This is a genomic window from Caloranaerobacter azorensis DSM 13643, from assembly GCF_900129995.1.
GTDB lineage: Bacteria > Bacillota > Clostridia > Tissierellales > Thermohalobacteraceae > Caloranaerobacter > Caloranaerobacter azorensis.
Genome location: NZ_FQXO01000026.1, coordinates 1 through 14,683, shown reverse-complemented (window position 1 = coordinate 14,683; position 14,683 = coordinate 1). Strand labels below are relative to the sequence as shown.

General features: G+C 34.2%; 29 protein-coding genes. All 29 read right to left on the bottom strand.

Features of this window, described 5'->3' with window-relative positions:
• Positions 1-21 precede the first annotated feature (21 nt).
• Positions 22-393 (bottom strand): 30S ribosomal protein S13, encoded by a 372-nt coding sequence (gene rpsM, locus BUB51_RS05835; RefSeq protein WP_035162265.1) that lies wholly within the window; start codon positions 391-393, stop codon positions 22-24.
• A gap of 143 nt (positions 394-536) precedes the next feature.
• Entirely contained in the window at positions 537-650 is a 114-nt protein-coding gene (rpmJ, locus tag BUB51_RS05830; protein ID WP_025434559.1) for a 50S ribosomal protein L36, read from the bottom strand.
• A 15-nt stretch (positions 651-665) separates the two neighbouring features.
• Entirely contained in the window at positions 666-884 is a 219-nt protein-coding gene (gene infA / locus BUB51_RS05825; RefSeq protein WP_035162257.1) for a translation initiation factor IF-1, read from the bottom strand.
• Positions 885-913: 29 nt separating this feature from the next.
• The gene (locus tag BUB51_RS05820) at positions 914-1,195 is read right to left on the bottom strand and encodes a KOW domain-containing RNA-binding protein (protein ID WP_035162255.1); all 282 of its coding nucleotides are present in this window, start codon (positions 1,193-1,195) and stop codon (positions 914-916) included.
• Between the two features lie 19 nt (positions 1,196-1,214).
• Positions 1,215-1,961 (bottom strand): type I methionyl aminopeptidase, encoded by a 747-nt coding sequence (gene map, locus BUB51_RS05815; protein WP_073196219.1) that lies wholly within the window; start codon positions 1,959-1,961, stop codon positions 1,215-1,217.
• On the bottom strand, positions 1,961-2,611 hold the full coding sequence (locus tag BUB51_RS05810) for an adenylate kinase (RefSeq protein WP_073196216.1): 651 nt from the start codon (positions 2,609-2,611) through the stop codon (positions 1,961-1,963). The genes map and BUB51_RS05810 overlap by 1 nt, the downstream gene beginning before the upstream one ends.
• Before the next feature lie 31 nt (positions 2,612-2,642).
• The gene (secY, locus tag BUB51_RS05805; RefSeq protein WP_073196213.1) at positions 2,643-3,917 is read right to left on the bottom strand and encodes a preprotein translocase subunit SecY; all 1,275 of its coding nucleotides are present in this window, start codon (positions 3,915-3,917) and stop codon (positions 2,643-2,645) included.
• 1 nt (position 3,918) lies between these two features.
• Positions 3,919-4,359 (bottom strand): 50S ribosomal protein L15, encoded by a 441-nt coding sequence (rplO, locus tag BUB51_RS05800; protein WP_073196211.1) that lies wholly within the window; start codon positions 4,357-4,359, stop codon positions 3,919-3,921.
• Positions 4,360-4,379: 20 nt separating this feature from the next.
• Entirely contained in the window at positions 4,380-4,556 is a 177-nt protein-coding gene (gene rpmD, locus BUB51_RS05795) for a 50S ribosomal protein L30 (RefSeq protein ID WP_035162244.1), read from the bottom strand.
• 13 nt (positions 4,557-4,569) lie between these two features.
• Positions 4,570-5,076 carry a 30S ribosomal protein S5 gene (gene rpsE / locus BUB51_RS05790; RefSeq protein WP_035162241.1) on the bottom strand — a complete coding sequence of 169 codons (507 nt, stop codon included), beginning with the start codon at positions 5,074-5,076 and terminating at the stop codon, positions 4,570-4,572.
• A 17-nt stretch (positions 5,077-5,093) separates the two neighbouring features.
• Positions 5,094-5,462, bottom strand: coding sequence for a 50S ribosomal protein L18 (gene rplR / locus BUB51_RS05785; protein WP_035162239.1), 369 nt, complete (start codon positions 5,460-5,462; stop codon positions 5,094-5,096).
• A 20-nt stretch (positions 5,463-5,482) separates the two neighbouring features.
• Positions 5,483-6,022 (bottom strand): 50S ribosomal protein L6, encoded by a 540-nt coding sequence (gene rplF / locus BUB51_RS05780; protein WP_035162236.1) that lies wholly within the window; start codon positions 6,020-6,022, stop codon positions 5,483-5,485.
• 32 nt (positions 6,023-6,054) lie between these two features.
• A complete protein-coding gene (gene rpsH / locus BUB51_RS05775; protein WP_035162233.1) occupies positions 6,055-6,453 on the bottom strand; it encodes a 30S ribosomal protein S8 in 399 nt (132 codons plus the stop codon).
• Positions 6,454-6,484: 31 nt separating this feature from the next.
• Complete coding sequence (locus BUB51_RS05770; RefSeq protein ID WP_035162230.1) at positions 6,485-6,670, bottom strand: type Z 30S ribosomal protein S14; 186 nt, start codon at positions 6,668-6,670, stop codon at positions 6,485-6,487.
• Positions 6,671-6,685: 15 nt separating this feature from the next.
• Positions 6,686-7,228 carry a 50S ribosomal protein L5 gene (gene rplE, locus BUB51_RS05765; protein ID WP_035162227.1) on the bottom strand — a complete coding sequence of 181 codons (543 nt, stop codon included), beginning with the start codon at positions 7,226-7,228 and terminating at the stop codon, positions 6,686-6,688.
• A gap of 28 nt (positions 7,229-7,256) precedes the next feature.
• A complete protein-coding gene (gene rplX, locus BUB51_RS05760; protein WP_035162225.1) occupies positions 7,257-7,568 on the bottom strand; it encodes a 50S ribosomal protein L24 in 312 nt (103 codons plus the stop codon).
• 15 nt (positions 7,569-7,583) lie between these two features.
• On the bottom strand, positions 7,584-7,952 hold the full coding sequence (rplN, locus tag BUB51_RS05755; protein ID WP_035162224.1) for a 50S ribosomal protein L14: 369 nt from the start codon (positions 7,950-7,952) through the stop codon (positions 7,584-7,586).
• A gap of 28 nt (positions 7,953-7,980) precedes the next feature.
• Positions 7,981-8,235, bottom strand: coding sequence for a 30S ribosomal protein S17 (gene rpsQ / locus BUB51_RS05750; protein ID WP_035162222.1), 255 nt, complete (start codon positions 8,233-8,235; stop codon positions 7,981-7,983).
• A gap of 27 nt (positions 8,236-8,262) precedes the next feature.
• The gene (gene rpmC, locus BUB51_RS05745) at positions 8,263-8,466 is read right to left on the bottom strand and encodes a 50S ribosomal protein L29 (protein WP_035162220.1); all 204 of its coding nucleotides are present in this window, start codon (positions 8,464-8,466) and stop codon (positions 8,263-8,265) included.
• A complete protein-coding gene (gene rplP / locus BUB51_RS05740) occupies positions 8,456-8,899 on the bottom strand; it encodes a 50S ribosomal protein L16 (RefSeq protein ID WP_035162218.1) in 444 nt (147 codons plus the stop codon). The genes rpmC and rplP overlap by 11 nt, the downstream gene beginning before the upstream one ends.
• 29 nt (positions 8,900-8,928) lie before the next feature.
• Complete coding sequence (gene rpsC, locus BUB51_RS05735; RefSeq protein ID WP_073196208.1) at positions 8,929-9,597, bottom strand: 30S ribosomal protein S3; 669 nt, start codon at positions 9,595-9,597, stop codon at positions 8,929-8,931.
• A gap of 16 nt (positions 9,598-9,613) precedes the next feature.
• The gene (gene rplV, locus BUB51_RS05730; protein WP_054871444.1) at positions 9,614-9,949 is read right to left on the bottom strand and encodes a 50S ribosomal protein L22; all 336 of its coding nucleotides are present in this window, start codon (positions 9,947-9,949) and stop codon (positions 9,614-9,616) included.
• Positions 9,950-9,978: 29 nt separating this feature from the next.
• Positions 9,979-10,260 (bottom strand): 30S ribosomal protein S19, encoded by a 282-nt coding sequence (rpsS, locus tag BUB51_RS05725; protein WP_035162208.1) that lies wholly within the window; start codon positions 10,258-10,260, stop codon positions 9,979-9,981.
• A 65-nt stretch (positions 10,261-10,325) separates the two neighbouring features.
• On the bottom strand, positions 10,326-11,156 hold the full coding sequence (gene rplB / locus BUB51_RS05720) for a 50S ribosomal protein L2 (protein ID WP_073196205.1): 831 nt from the start codon (positions 11,154-11,156) through the stop codon (positions 10,326-10,328).
• 31 nt (positions 11,157-11,187) lie between these two features.
• Positions 11,188-11,481 carry a 50S ribosomal protein L23 gene (gene rplW, locus BUB51_RS05715; protein ID WP_073196202.1) on the bottom strand — a complete coding sequence of 98 codons (294 nt, stop codon included), beginning with the start codon at positions 11,479-11,481 and terminating at the stop codon, positions 11,188-11,190.
• Positions 11,481-12,104: a 50S ribosomal protein L4 gene (gene rplD / locus BUB51_RS05710; RefSeq protein ID WP_035162203.1), complete on the bottom strand. Its 624-nt coding sequence runs from the start codon at positions 12,102-12,104 to the stop codon at positions 11,481-11,483. Before rplD ends, rplW begins: the two co-directional genes overlap by 1 nt.
• 33 nt (positions 12,105-12,137) lie before the next feature.
• Positions 12,138-12,764, bottom strand: a complete 627-nt coding sequence (gene rplC, locus BUB51_RS05705; RefSeq protein WP_073196198.1) for a 50S ribosomal protein L3 — start codon at positions 12,762-12,764, stop codon at positions 12,138-12,140.
• A gap of 61 nt (positions 12,765-12,825) precedes the next feature.
• Positions 12,826-13,152, bottom strand: a complete 327-nt coding sequence (gene rpsJ / locus BUB51_RS05700; protein ID WP_035162201.1) for a 30S ribosomal protein S10 — start codon at positions 13,150-13,152, stop codon at positions 12,826-12,828.
• A gap of 320 nt (positions 13,153-13,472) precedes the next feature.
• Complete coding sequence (gene tuf, locus BUB51_RS05695; protein ID WP_073196251.1) at positions 13,473-14,666, bottom strand: elongation factor Tu; 1,194 nt, start codon at positions 14,664-14,666, stop codon at positions 13,473-13,475.
• Positions 14,667-14,683: the final 17 nt, after the last annotated feature.

The window sequence follows — 14,683 nt, the reverse complement described above, 5'->3', positions numbered from 1 at the left end:
TTACAGTCCCTCCTTTATCTATTACTTTTTACGCTTCTTACCTACTGTTTTTTTAGGACCTTTTCTAGTTCTTGCGTTAGTCTTTGTACGTTGACCTCTAACAGGTAATCCTCTTCTATGTCTAATACCTCTATAGCAGTTAATATCTTTTAATCTCTTGATATTTAAAGCTATCTCTCTTCTTAAGTCTCCTTCTACCACATACTCATTATCTATAATGTGTCTTAATTTACTTACTTCTTCTTCAGTTAAATCTTTCACTCTTGTATCTGGATTTATACCAGCTTTAGCTAATATTTCGTTTGATCTTGATCTTCCGATACCGAATATATAAGTCAATCCTATTTCTACTCTCTTATCTCTTGGCAAGTCAACACCAGCAATTCTGGCCATTAATCTCTACACCTCCTAATACTGTGAATCAATTAGTTTTATCTTTATACAACCTTTTATCTTAAGCAGCCGCGATATTAATTAACTCAAATAATTATTATACTAAAAAACATAATAAATAGCTAGTATATTATGTTTATAATTTAACCTTGTTTTTGCTTATGCTTAGGATTTTCACAAATAACCATTACTCTACCTTTTCTTTTAATAATTTTACATTTTTCACAAATTGGTTTAACTGATGGCCTTACTTTCATATAAGTCCCTCCTTGCTACTTTTTACGCCATGTAATTCTACCTCTAGTTAAATCATACGGAGATAATTCAACCGTTACTTTATCTCCCGGAAGAATTCTTATAAAATTCATCCTCAGTTTGCCTGATATATGAGCCAATAATTCATGTCCATTATCAAGCCTTACTTTAAACATCGCATTTGGCAGAGCCTCTACAACAGTACCCTCTACCTCAATAACATCTTTTTTGGACATTAGGCAACCTAACCTCCTATTCAAGGAAATTATATCTCTTCATTGAAAGGTTTCAGAGATTTTCTAATATAAGCGTTATTAAATTTTTCTCCCTTTTCAATTTTTTCACTTATGTTTTTTAATACAGTTTTATATACTATTAAGTGTTTTATCTTCTTCTTCTTTGGTTTATCAAGTTTTCTTAAATCACCATCTACTATCAATACATATTTATCATCCAAAATATCTATAACGACAAAAACTCTACCCTTGTCTCGACCAGCCTTCGATCTAACAACTTGCCCTATTTGAATATCACCAGTAGTCTCCATAAAATTCACCTCTTATTTGTTATAAAGCAGTCAATATTTCAGGCTCACCATCTGTAATGGCTATAGTGTGTTCGTAGTGAGATGACAGTTTCCCATCAAATGTAACTACCGTCCAATTATCTTTAAGAATTCTAACATGGTATGTTCCTGCATTCACCATCGGTTCTATAGCTAAAACCATACCTTCTTTCAATCTAGGACCTCTTCCTGGCGGTCCAAAGTTAGGTATTTGTGGGTCTTCATGCATTTTTTGTCCGATACCATGCCCAACAAAGTCTCTTACAACTGAAAAACCATTACTTTCCACATACTTTTGAATTGCATGTGATATATCAGAAAGTCTGTACCCTACTTTTGCATATTTTATACCTTCATAAAAAGACTCTTTAGTTACTTTAATAAGTCTAAGTGCTTCATCTGATACATTTCCTACAGGATGAGTCTTAGCACTGTCACCATAATACCCATCTACAATCACACCAATATCTATACTTATAATATCACCATCTTTTAGCCTTTTTAATCCAGGTATGCCATGAACAACCTCTTCATTAACTGACGTACAAATAGAAGCTGGATAACCGTTATATCCTTTGAAAGCTGGTCTGCCATTATTTTTCAATATGAACTCTTCAGCAATTCTATCTAATTCCTTCGTTGTAATGCCAGGCTTGATAAATTGTTTGAGAAAGGCGTGAGTTTCAGCAACAAGTCTACCCGCCCTTCTCATTTTTTCAATCTCTCTTTTAGATTTTATTATAATCATTATTTACCGCTCCCTAAAGCACTTACGATATCTTCAAATACTTTATCGATATCCTGCATTCCATCAATGTTTGCAAGTATACCTTTATCTTTGTAATAATCGATTAAAGGTTTAGTCTGTTCAAGATATACCTCTATTCTTTTTGTTACGGTTTCCACAGTATCATCTTTTCTTTGATAAAGCTCTCCTCCACATATGTCACAAATTCCTTCCTGCTTAGGAGGATTAAACTTAATATGATAAGTCGCTCCACATTCTTTACAAATTCTTCTTCCTACCGCTCTTTCTATAAGTGCTTCTTTATCAACTTCAATATTTATTACTTTGTCTAATTGCATATTTAAGTTCTTTAATTCAGTCTCAAGCGCATCTGCTTGAGCTACAGTTCTAGGAAAACCATCTAACAAAAATCCATCTTTACAATCACTTTCTGTTAGTCTGTCTTTTACAATAGCCACAACTATATCATCAGGAACTAAAAGCCCTTTGTCTATATACTCTTTCGCTTTTTTGCCTAATTCAGTACCCTCTTTTATATTTTTTCTAAATATATCTCCTGTTGATATATGCGGGATATTATATTTTTTTACAATCCCTGAAGCTTGGGTACCTTTACCAGCTCCAGGGGGACCTAACAATATTAATCTCAAAACAATCATCTCCTTATGGAGTAATCAAAAGCTACTTTAAGAATCCTTTATAGTGTCTCATTAACATTTGAGCTTCTATCTGCTTCATAGTTTCAAGCGCAACACCAACTACTATTAAAAGTGCAGTACCACCAAATCTAATATTTAGATGTGTAGTAGATAAAATAATAGTTGGAAGCGCAGCTATTAAAGCAAGTGTTATCGCTCCTACTAATGTAATTTTTGAAATAACTCTGTTTAAATATTCTGCTGTCGGTTTGCCCGGTCTTATTCCAGGAATAAATCCCCCATATTGTTTTAAGTTGTTTGCATATTCATAAGGATTAAATTGAACTGCTGTATAGAAATATGTGAAGAAAATTATCAATATAGCATTCAATATTGAGTAAATTATAACCCCAGGGTTGCCACTTAATGATAGATACTTATTAACCCATTCAGCAAATCCTCCTTTAAAGAAGAATGCTAAAGTTTGAGGAAATGCCAATAATGAAGTCGAGAAGATAACAGGAATTACTCCCGCCATTAGAACTTTTAGTGGTATATGAGTGCTTTGACCACCGTACATTTTTCTTCCAACTACCCTTTTTGCATATTGAACAGGTATTCTTCTCTGACCTTCTTGTATTGCAACAACCCCTGCAATTATTAACACTGAAAGTATTAAGAATATTAATATCTCAATAACATTCGTTTGTTTTATCTTTAAAAGATTAATCATTTTCGCTATTCCACCAGGTACTCTTGAAATAATACCTGTAAATATAATAAGTGAAATACCATTACCTATTCCTTTATCTGTAATCTGCTCACCTAACCACATTAGGAAAGCTGTACCTGCAGTCAATGTAGCTACTACAATTGTTATTGAAAGAAAATCCTTACTTATTAAAGCCCTGTTGAAGAAACCTACACTATAACCTATAGCCTGTATTAATGCTAGTACTACTGTACCATATCTTGTATATTTAGCAAGTTTCTTTCTTCCTTCTTCCCCTTCTCTTGCCAACGCTTCAAGACTAGGAATAGCAATTGTAAGCAATTGAATAATTATCGAAGCTGTAATGTAAGGATAAATATTTAATGCAAATATCGTAAAACTTTTAAAAGCTCCACCAGCCATTAAGTTCATAAAATCTAAAAGCCCGCCGGCTTCACCTTTAAACATTTCAGCTATTACTTGCTTATCTATTCCCGGTACCGGAATATTAGCCCCCAATCTAAAAACAACTAGCATTAATAAGGTAAATAACATTCTTTTTCTTAAATCAGGAATTTTCCATGCATTTTTAAGAGTAGTCAGCATATTAAATCACCTCTACCTTTCCCCCTACTCCCTCAATCTTTTCAACAGCAGATTTACTAAATTTATGAGCTTTTACAGTTAATTTTTTATTTAACTCACCATCACCAAGTATCTTAACTCCATCCATTACCTTCTTGATTATACCTGTTTCAAGAAGTAATTCTGGAGTCACTTCTGTATTATCTTCAAATCTATTTAATGTTTCTATATTAACTATTGCATATTCTTTTGCAAATCTGTTAGTAAAACCTCTCTTTGGAAGTCTTCTATATAATGGCATTTGACCGCCTTCAAATCCTGGTCTTACTCCGCCACCTGAACGTGATTTTTGACCTTTTTGACCTCTACCAGCAGTTTTTCCTTGTCCAGTAGCAGTACCTCTACCTAATCTCTTACGTTTCTTTGTACTTCCTTCATTTGGTCTAAGTTCATGTAACTTCATCCTAAACACCTCCTCTTTAACTATTCAATTACTTCAACCATGTGGCTTACTTTTTGTATCATACCTCTGATTTGAGGAGTATCTTCCTTCTCTATTATTTGACCAACTTTCTTGAAGCCTAACGCTTCAATTGTTCTCTTTTGCTTTTGAGTTTTTCCTATTTTACTTCTTACCAATTTGATTTTTATTTTTGCCAAGGTGTATACCCCCTTACCCTAATAACTCTTCTACTGATTTTCCTCTTAATCTTGCTACTTCTTCAGCTGTTTTTAGCTGTTTTAATGCCTCTATCGTAGCATTAACCATGTTTCTAGGGTTGTTTGATCCTAATGATTTAGTTCTTATGTCTCTGATACCAGCTAATTCTAACACCGCACGTACAGGACCTCCTGCAATAACTCCTGTACCTTCTGCAGCTGGTTTTAATAATACTCTAGCAGCACCAAATTCTCCTATTATTTCATGTGGAACAGTAGTCCCTACAATAGGAACTTTTATTAAGTGCTTTTTAGCATCTTGTATAGCCTTTCTTATTGCATCTGGTATTTCTAATGCTTTAGCCATACCTACTCCAACATGACCATTTTCATCTCCAACAACAACCAATGCGCTAAATCTAAAGTTTCTACCACCTTTAACAACTTTTGTAACACGATTTATGTTAACAACCTTTTCTTTTAAATCTAATTCGCTAGCATCAATACGTCCGCGTTGCATTAATTCCCCTCCTTTAACTAAAACTTAAGTCCTGCTTCTCTTGCACCTTCAGCAAGTTCTTTAACTCTTCCATGATATAGATAACCGCCTCTGTCGAATACAACAGTCTCAATACCTTTTTCTAACGCTCTTTGAGCAACCAATTTACCAACTAATCTAGCTGCTTCTTTATTTCCTGTATATTTAACACTTTCTTTAATCTCTTTATCTAAAGTTGAAGCCGCTACTAAAGTATTTCCAGCTACATCGTCTATTACTTGTGCATATATATGTTTAGCACTTCTAAATACGTTTAGTCTTGGTCTTTCAGGAGTTCCATGCACTTTATTTCTAACTCTAAAATGCCTTTTCTTTCTATTTTCGTTTCTACGTACTTTTTTAAACACTCTTAATCACTCCTTTCCTGCTATTTACCAGTCTTACCTTCTTTACGTCTAATAACTTCGCCCTCATATCTAATACCTTTGCCCTTATAAGGCTCTGGTTTTCTTAAATCTCTAATTACCGCAGCATAATTACCAACTTTTTGTTTATCTATACCTTTAACAACTATTTTATTGTTAGCAGGTACTTCTATTTCAATGCCTTCAGGAGCTTCCATCTCTACCGGATGTGAAAAACCAAGGTTTAATACAAGTTTATTGCCTTGTTTTTGTGCTCTATATCCAACACCTACGATTTCTAATGTCTTAGAATAACCTTTAGTTACACCTTCGATCATGTTAGCTATTAAAGTCCTTGTTAATCCGTGTAGTGATTTATGCTTTTTATTTTCAGTAGGTCTTACTACTTTTATTTCATTATCTTCTATGTTTATTTTCATGTCTCTATGAAGCTGCTTTTCAAGTTGACCTTTAGGCCCTTTTACAACTATATAGTTATTATCGCTTATTTTTACTTCAACGCCAGCAGGAATTGTTATTGGTTTTAACCCTATTCTAGACATGACTACACCTCCTGTTCTCTGGTTTAAAAACTTTACCAAACGTAGCAAATAACTTCTCCGCCTACGCCTGCTTTTCTTGCTGCTTTGTCTGTCATTATTCCTTTTGAAGTTGAAAGAATTGCTATACCAAGTCCGCCTAACACTCTTGGTATTTCATCTCTTTTTGCATATACTCTTAATCCTGGTTTTGAAATTCTCTTTAATCCTGTTATTACTCTTTCATTATTCTTTCCATATTTGAGCTGTATTCTTATAATGCCTTGCTTATTATCATCTATAATATCATATCCCTTAATGAACCCTTCATTTAATAAGATTTCAGCTATTGCCTTCTTCATATTAGAAGCTGGGATGTCAACAGTTTCATGTTTTGCATTATTACTATTTCTAATTCTTGTAAGCATATCTGCAATTGGATCAGTCATTACCATTAAGGTCTACCTCCTTCCATATTAGCTAACTTTACCAGCTTGCTTTTTTAACTCCTGGTATCTGCCCTTTATATGCTAATTCTCTAAAACAAATACGGCATATTCCAAATTTTCTTAGATAAGCATGTGGTCTACCACATATTCTACATCTATTATAAGCTCTTGTACTGAACTTTGGTTTTCTTTTCTGTTTAGCAATTAATGATTTTTTTGCCACTTAACTCCCTCCTTCTTATTTTTTAAAGGGCATACCCATTAGTTCAAGTAATGCTTTAGCTTCTTCATCTGTTTTAGCAGTAGTTACTATAGTTATATCTAAACCTCTTACACGGTCAATTTTGTCGTAATCAATTTCTGGGAAAATAAGTTGTTCCCTAACACCTATTGAATAATTTCCTCTTCCATCAAAAGATGTGCTTGATACACCTCTAAAGTCTCTTACTCTTGGAAGTGCAATGTTCATGAATTTATCCAAAAAGTAGTACATTCTTTCTCCTCTTAGTGTAACTCTTGCACCAACTGGCATACCTGCACGTATTTTAAAGTTTGATATTGCTTTTTTTGCTCTAGTAACAACAGCTCTTTGACCTGCTATTAAAGTTAATTCTTCAACAGCAGCCTCTAATGATTTAGGATTATCTTTTGCATCGCCAATTCCCATGTTTAATACAACTTTTTCTATCTTTGGTACTTCCATAATGTTTCTATATTTAAATCTTTCCATTAAAGCTGGAATTACTTCGTTTACATACTTCTCTTTCAAACGTGATGTCATTTGGTGTACCTCCTTTCAGCAGTAAGAACTAATCTAAAACTTCACCGCATTTTTTACAAACTCTCACTTTTTCACCGTTTTCTAATACTTTATATCCAACTCTAACACCTTTTTTATCTTTTTCACAATATAACATTACATTTGATACATGAATTGGTCCTTCTTGGTGTATAATTCCTCCTTGCGGAGATTTTTGACTAGGCTTTGTATGCTTAGTTTGCATATTTACGCCTTCTACAATAACTCTATTGCGTTTAGGCATTGCTGTTAATACTTTGCCTTTTTTTCCTTTATCTTTACCTGAGATTACTACTACTGTATCTCCTTTTTTTACATGCATTACCTACACCTCCTCTTATAATACCTCAGGTGCTAGTGATATTATTTTCATAAAGTTACCTTCTCTTAATTCTCTTGTTACAGGTCCGAAAATACGTGTACCAACAGGTGATTTGTCATCTTTAATTATAACAGCTGCATTTTCTTCAAATTTTATATAGCTACCATCTGATCTTCTAACACCTTTATTAGTTCTTACAACAACCGCTTTAACAACGTCTCCTTTTTTAACAACACCTCCAGGTGTTGCACTTTTAACAGAACATACTATTATATCTCCGATATTAGCATATTTTCTTTTAGTTCCGCCTAAAACTTTTATACATAATAATTCTTTTGCTCCTGAATTATCAGCAACTTTTAGACGTGACTCTGCTTGAATCATGAGATAACCTCCTTTCAAATCCTTAGGATTACTTAGCTTTTTCTACTATTCTAACTAATCTCCATCTCTTATCTTTACTTAAAGGTCTTGTTTCCATAATTTCTACAATATCGCCAATCTTGCACTCATTATTTTCATCATGAGCTTTAAATTTTGTAGTTCTTTTTATTTGTTTTCCGTATAATGGATGTGATACGAATGTTTCAACTGCAACTACAATAGTTTTATCCATTTTATCACTTACTACACGACCTATTCTAACTTTTCTATTCCCTCTACTCACGTTAAATAGTCCTCCTTTCTGGAACTACTATGCGTTCATCTTATTTAATTCTCTTTCTCTTAAAATAGTCTTCACTCTTGCAATATCTTTTCTAACCGCTTTTATTCTCATCGGATTATCCAATTGTCCTGTCGCTAATTGAAATCTAAGATTGAATAATTCTGACTTAAGGTCAGTTAATTTAGTATTCAATTCCTGAGTTGTTAATTCACGCAATTCTTTAGCTTTCATTAGCTTCACCACCTTCTTGAGCTGCCTCTTCACGAGTTATAAATTTACATTTTATTGGCAATTTATGTGATGCTAATCTCATAGCTTCTCTTGCAACATCTTCAGGCACGCCTGCCATTTCAAATAAAATTCTGCCAGGTTTTACAACAGCTACCCAATACTCTGGTGAACCTTTACCTGAACCCATACGAGTTTCAGCTGGTTTTTGAGTTATTGGCTTATCTGGGAATATTTTGATCCAGATTTTACCGCCCCTTTTAACGTGTCTAGTCATAGCTCTTCTGGCAGCCTCTATTTGATTTGAAGTAATCCAAGCTGGTTCTAAAGCTTGTAATGCAAATTCACCATAAGCTATTTTATTACCACGAGTCGCTTTACCCTTCATTCTACCTCTGTGTACTCTACGATGTTTCACTTTCTTAGGCATTAACATATTTTTTCCTCCTTCCTAAGGGATTAAAACTACATTTCTTTTTTATCTTCCTTTTTATCTGCTTTTTTAGTTGGAAGTACGTCTCCTTTGTATATCCATACTTTAACGCCTATTTTACCATAAGTAGTATCTGCTTCAGCAAAACCGTAGTCTATATCTGCTCTTAGAGTTTGTAAAGGTATATTTCCTTCACTATATCCTTCTGTTCTCGCCATATCAGCTCCGCCTAATCTTCCTGATACAGCAGTTTTAATACCTTTCGCACCTGCTCTCATAGTTCTTTGAATAGCTTGCTTCATAGCTCTTCTGAAAGATACCCTTCTTTCAATTTGAGATGCTATATTTTCTGCTACTAATTGAGCATCTAATTCAGGTACTTTAACCTCTTCAACATTTACTACTACTTTTTTCTTAGTTAATTTTTCTAATTGTTTTCTTAACTCTTCTACTCCCTGACCGCCTTTACCAATAACCATTCCTGGTTTAGCAGTATTTATCGTAACTCTTACTCTATTAGCCGATCTTTCGATTTCTATTCTTGAAATTCCAGCTATATATAATTTTTGTTTTAAAAATTTACGAATATTATAATCTTCCACTAAAAAATCCGCAAATTCTTTTTTTCCAGCATACCATCTAGAGTCCCAATCTTTTATGATACCAACTCTAAGTCCATGTGGATTTACTTTCTGACCCATTTCAGTCCCTCCTTATCTATTCTCTTTCCCTAAGCACTACTCCTATATGACTAGTTCTCTTCAAAATCGGATATGCTCTACCTTGCGCTCTTGGTCTCCATCTTTTTAATGTAGGACCTTGATTAGCATAAACCTCAGCCACATAAAGATTATCTCTATCCATATCAAAGTTATTTTCAGCATTAGCAAGTGCTGACTTAACTACTTTTTCTAATAATCTAGCTGATTTCTTAGGAGTAAACTTTAAAATAGCAAGAGCTTCATTAACATTTTTGCCCCTAATTAAATTTGCTACTATCTGAACTTTCCTGGGTGAAATACGAACATACTTAGCGATAGCTCTAGCTTCCACCTGAATTCCCTCCTTCATCTATCCAATATCTATCTAACTTTAGTTGTTTTCTCTGTATCTGCATGACCTCTATAGGTTCTTGTTGGAGCAAACTCTCCTAACTTGTGTCCAACCATATCTTCAGTTATATAAACCGGCACGTGCTTTCTACCGTCGTGAACAGCTAAAGTGTGTCCAACCATTTGTGGAAAGATAGTTGAACGACGTGACCAAGTCTTTATAACTCTCTTTTCATTCTTTTTATTCATTTCTTCTATTTTCTTTAATAACTTAGGATCACAATAAGGACCCTTTTTTAGTGATCTACCCATCTATGATCCTCCTTTCAAAGCCACATTATTTTTAACCGACGCATCTTAGTTTATATAAAACTATATTATTTCTTTCTTCTTCTAACAATGAATTTATCTGATGGTTTATTTTTCTTACGAGTTTTGTATCCAAGAGTTGGTTTACCCCATGGAGTAACAGGTGTTGGTCTACCAATAGGTGCTCTACCTTCACCACCACCATGTGGGTGATCGTTAGGATTCATAACACTACCTCTAACTGTAGGTCTTATACCCATATGTCTCTTTCTACCAGCTTTACCTATAGTAATATTCTCATGATCTATGTTTCCAACTTGACCTATTGTTGCTCTACACTCTAACCTTATCATTCTTACTTCTCCAGAAGGAAGTTTAACTAAAGCGTAGTTACCTTCTTTAGCCATAAGCTGTGCTGAATTACCAGCTGATCTAACTAATTGTCCACCCTTACCAGGTTTTAATTCTATATTGTGAATTGTAGTACCAACTGGTATATTTCTTAAAGGTAATGCATTACCTATTTTAATATCAACATTCTCTCCTGACTCGATAACATCTCCAACTTTTAACTTGTATGGAGCTATAATATATCTCTTTTCACCATCTGCATAATTAATTAGCGCTATATTTGCAGTTCTGTTTGGATCGTATTCTATAGCAGCAACTCTTCCTGGAATTCCATCCTTATTTCTTTTAAAATCTATAATTCTATATTTTCTCTTAGCTCCGCCACCTCTATGACGAACTGTTATTCTACCTTGAGCATTCCTTCCAGCTTTTTTATTTAAAGATACTGTTAATGATTTTTCCGGCTCTTTTTTTGTAATTTCTTCAAAAGTGGAAACAGTCATCTGTCTTCTAGCTGGTGAAGTAGGCTTAAAACTCTTTATACCCATTTCCGTTCCCTCCTTCTAACTAATTCTACCGCTAAATCATACCTTCGAAGAACTCTATACCTTTGCTATCTGAAGTTAAAGTAACAATAGCCTTTTTCCAGTTCGGTCTTCTACCTACATGGATACCCATTCTTTTAACTTTACCTTTCATGTTCATTGTATTAACTTTTTTAACTTTAACTCCAAATATTTGTTCAATCGCATTCTTTATTTCAGTTTTATTAGCCCTTTTATCTACTACAAAGGTGTATTTCCCTTCTGCCATATCATTCATACTTTTCTCTGTAATAACAGGCTTTATTATAATATCGTGTGGGCTACGCATTATGCATACACCTCCTCCACTTTTCGAACCGCATCCTTAGTTATGATGAAAGAATCGCAGTTTAATATATCATAAACATTAAGTGTATTTACTAATGTAGTCTTTGTGCCTTGTATATTTCTTGCTGATTTTATTACATTTTCATCTTTTTCGCTCATAACTATAAGAGCTTTCTTCTTTGAATTTAAATTATTTAATATAGATACCATGTCTTTAGTTTTAGGTCTATCCATTTTTAATTCGTCTAATACTATTATTTCTCCATTTACAACTTTTGAACTTAAAGCTGATTTCATAGCAAGTCTTTTAATCTTCTTTGGTAATTTATAGCTATAATCTCTTGGTTTTGGCGCAAAAACAACTCCGCCACCTTTCCATATAGGTGATCTTATACTTCCGTGACGTGCTCTACCTGTTCCTTTCTGTCTCCAAGGCTTTCTTCCGCCACCTCTCACCTCTGATCTTGTTTTAGCTGATTGAGTACCTTGTCTTCTATTAGCAAGATAATTCTTTACAGCTTCATATAATACATGCTCATTAATTTCAACACCAAATACGCTATCACTTAACTCTATATCACCAATTTGTTGCCCAGATACATTATATAAAGCTACTTTTGGCATTTTATGTCCTCCCTTCTATAAAAAGTAACCTTCTTAAGCTTTAATGCTTTGTTTTATTGTTAATAATCCACCTTTAGGTCCTGGAACTGCACCTTTTATAAGGATTAAGTTCTTCTCTGCATCTACTCTAACAACTTCAAGATTTTGAACTGTTACTCTTTCATGTCCCATATGTCCTGGAAGTTTCTTAGTTTTGAATACTCTTGATGGGAATGAAGATGCACCTAATGAACCTACTGCTCTATGATATTTTGAACCGTGACTTTCAGGTCCTCTTGACTGATTATGTCTTTTTATAACACCTTGGAATCCCTTACCTTTTGAAATTCCTATTACGTCAACTTTATCTCCTGCACTAAAAACATCTGCTTTAATTTCTTGTCCTACTTCATACTCATCTATATTTTCAACTTTAAACTCTCTTAAATATTTCTTGTATTCAACACCGGCTTTATCAAAATGTCCTTTAAGCGGTTTATTAACTTTCTTTTCCTTTACATCACTAAAACCAACTTGTATTGCATTATATCCATCTTTCTCAACAGTCTTTTTTTGTACAACTTTAACCGGTCCAGCTTCAACTACTGTTACTGGTATAACTGTTCCATCCTCTGTGAAAACTTGAGTCATACCAATCTTTCTTCCTAATATAGCTTTCATCTCTACACCTCCTATAATCTTACAGCGGATTACACATGCAGTGTAATCATACTAAGAATAATTATAATTTAATTTCAATATCAACGCCTGCAGGCAAGTTAAGTCTCATTAACGCATCTACAGTCTTTGGTGAAGGGTTTGTAATATCAATTAATCTCTTGTGAGTTCTTTGCTCAAACTGCTCTCTTGAATCCTTATACTTATGAACTGCTCTTAAGATTGTTATAACCTGTCTTTCTGTTGGTAGAGGCACAGGACCTGATACTGTTGCTCCTGTTCTCTTAGCAGTTTCTACAATCTTACGAGCTGATGAATCAAGAATCTCATGATCATATGCTTTAAGTCTAATTCTTATTTTTTGTTTTCCCTTACCATTATTTTTTGACATAAAATTCCCTCCTTTTATCGCATGTTATATTTTACACATGCGACGTGGAATCACCTATACACTTAACCGGGTGTTTTGTATATTTTTTTTATCAACCGGCCTCGTGGTAAGGTAATACCAGTCGCCCGATTTTAAATCGGACATTCTCGGCAAAAATTCCCTTAAAATTTAAGCAACCTTTTGCCTCATCGCATGTCAATTGCACACTATATCATTTTATATTAATTTAAAAGAAAACTCAAGCCCTAATTAACATTTTTTTAGTTTTTTTTAGATATTAAAAGAAGGGTCGCCCCTTCTTTTAATATCTTGTATTTATATTATTCAATAATTTCAGTAACAACACCTGCTCCTACAGTTCTTCCACCTTCACGAATCGCAAATCTTAATCCTTCCTCTAATGCTATTGGTGTGATTAACTCTATTGTAAATCTTGCATTATCTCCTGGCATGCACATCTCTACGCCCTCTTCTAAATTAATTGTTCCTGTTACGTCTGTTGTTCTAAAATAAAATTGTGGTCTGTATCCATTGAAGAATGGTGTATGTCTTCCACCTTCTTCTTTTGTTAATACGTATACTTCTGCTTTGAATTTTGTATGTGGTGTGATTGTTCCTGGCTTAGCTAATACTTGACCTCTCTCTATTTCGTCCCTTTGTACTCCTCTTAATAATGCTCCTATGTTGTCTCCTGCTTGTGCTTCGTCTAACATCTTCCTGAACATCTCTACTCCTGTTACTACTACTGTTCTTGGTTCGTCTGTTAATCCTACTATCTCTACTTGGTCTTGTACTTTTAATGTTCCTCTTTCTACTCTTCCTGTTGCTACTGTTCCACGTCCTGTTATACTAAATACGTCCTCTACTGGCATTAAGAATGGTTTGTCTGTATCTCTTTCTGGTGTTGGTATTGTTTCGTCTACTTTCTCCATTAATTCTACTATCTTATCTCCCCATTCTCCATCTGGATCTTCTAATGCTTTTAATGCTGATCCTACTACTACTGGTGTGTTGTCTCCGTCAAATTCATATTCGTTTAATAATTCTCTTACTTCCATCTCTACTAATTCTATTAATTCTTCGTCATCTACCATGTCTGCTTTGTTTAAAAATACTACTATCTTTGGTACTCCTACCTGTCTTGATAATAATATGTGCTCTCTTGTTTGTGGCATTGGACCGTCTGCTGCTGATACTACTAATATCGCTCCGTCCATTTGTGCTGCTCCTGTTATCATGTTCTTTACGTAGTCTGCGTGTCCTGGACAGTCAACGTGTGCATAGTGTCTATTTGGTGTTTCGTACTCTACGTGTGCTGTTGATATTGTAATTCCTCTCTCTCTTTCTTCTGGTGCTTTGTCTATATTTTCAAATGCTACTGCTTCTCCTGTTCCATATCTCTTATTTAATACTGTTGTTATCGCTGCTGTTAATGTTGTTTTTCCGTGGTCTACGTGTCCTATTGTTCCTATGTTTACGTGTGGCTTTGTTCTCTCAAATTTTGCCTTTGCCATTCCTCTTCCTCCTTTAT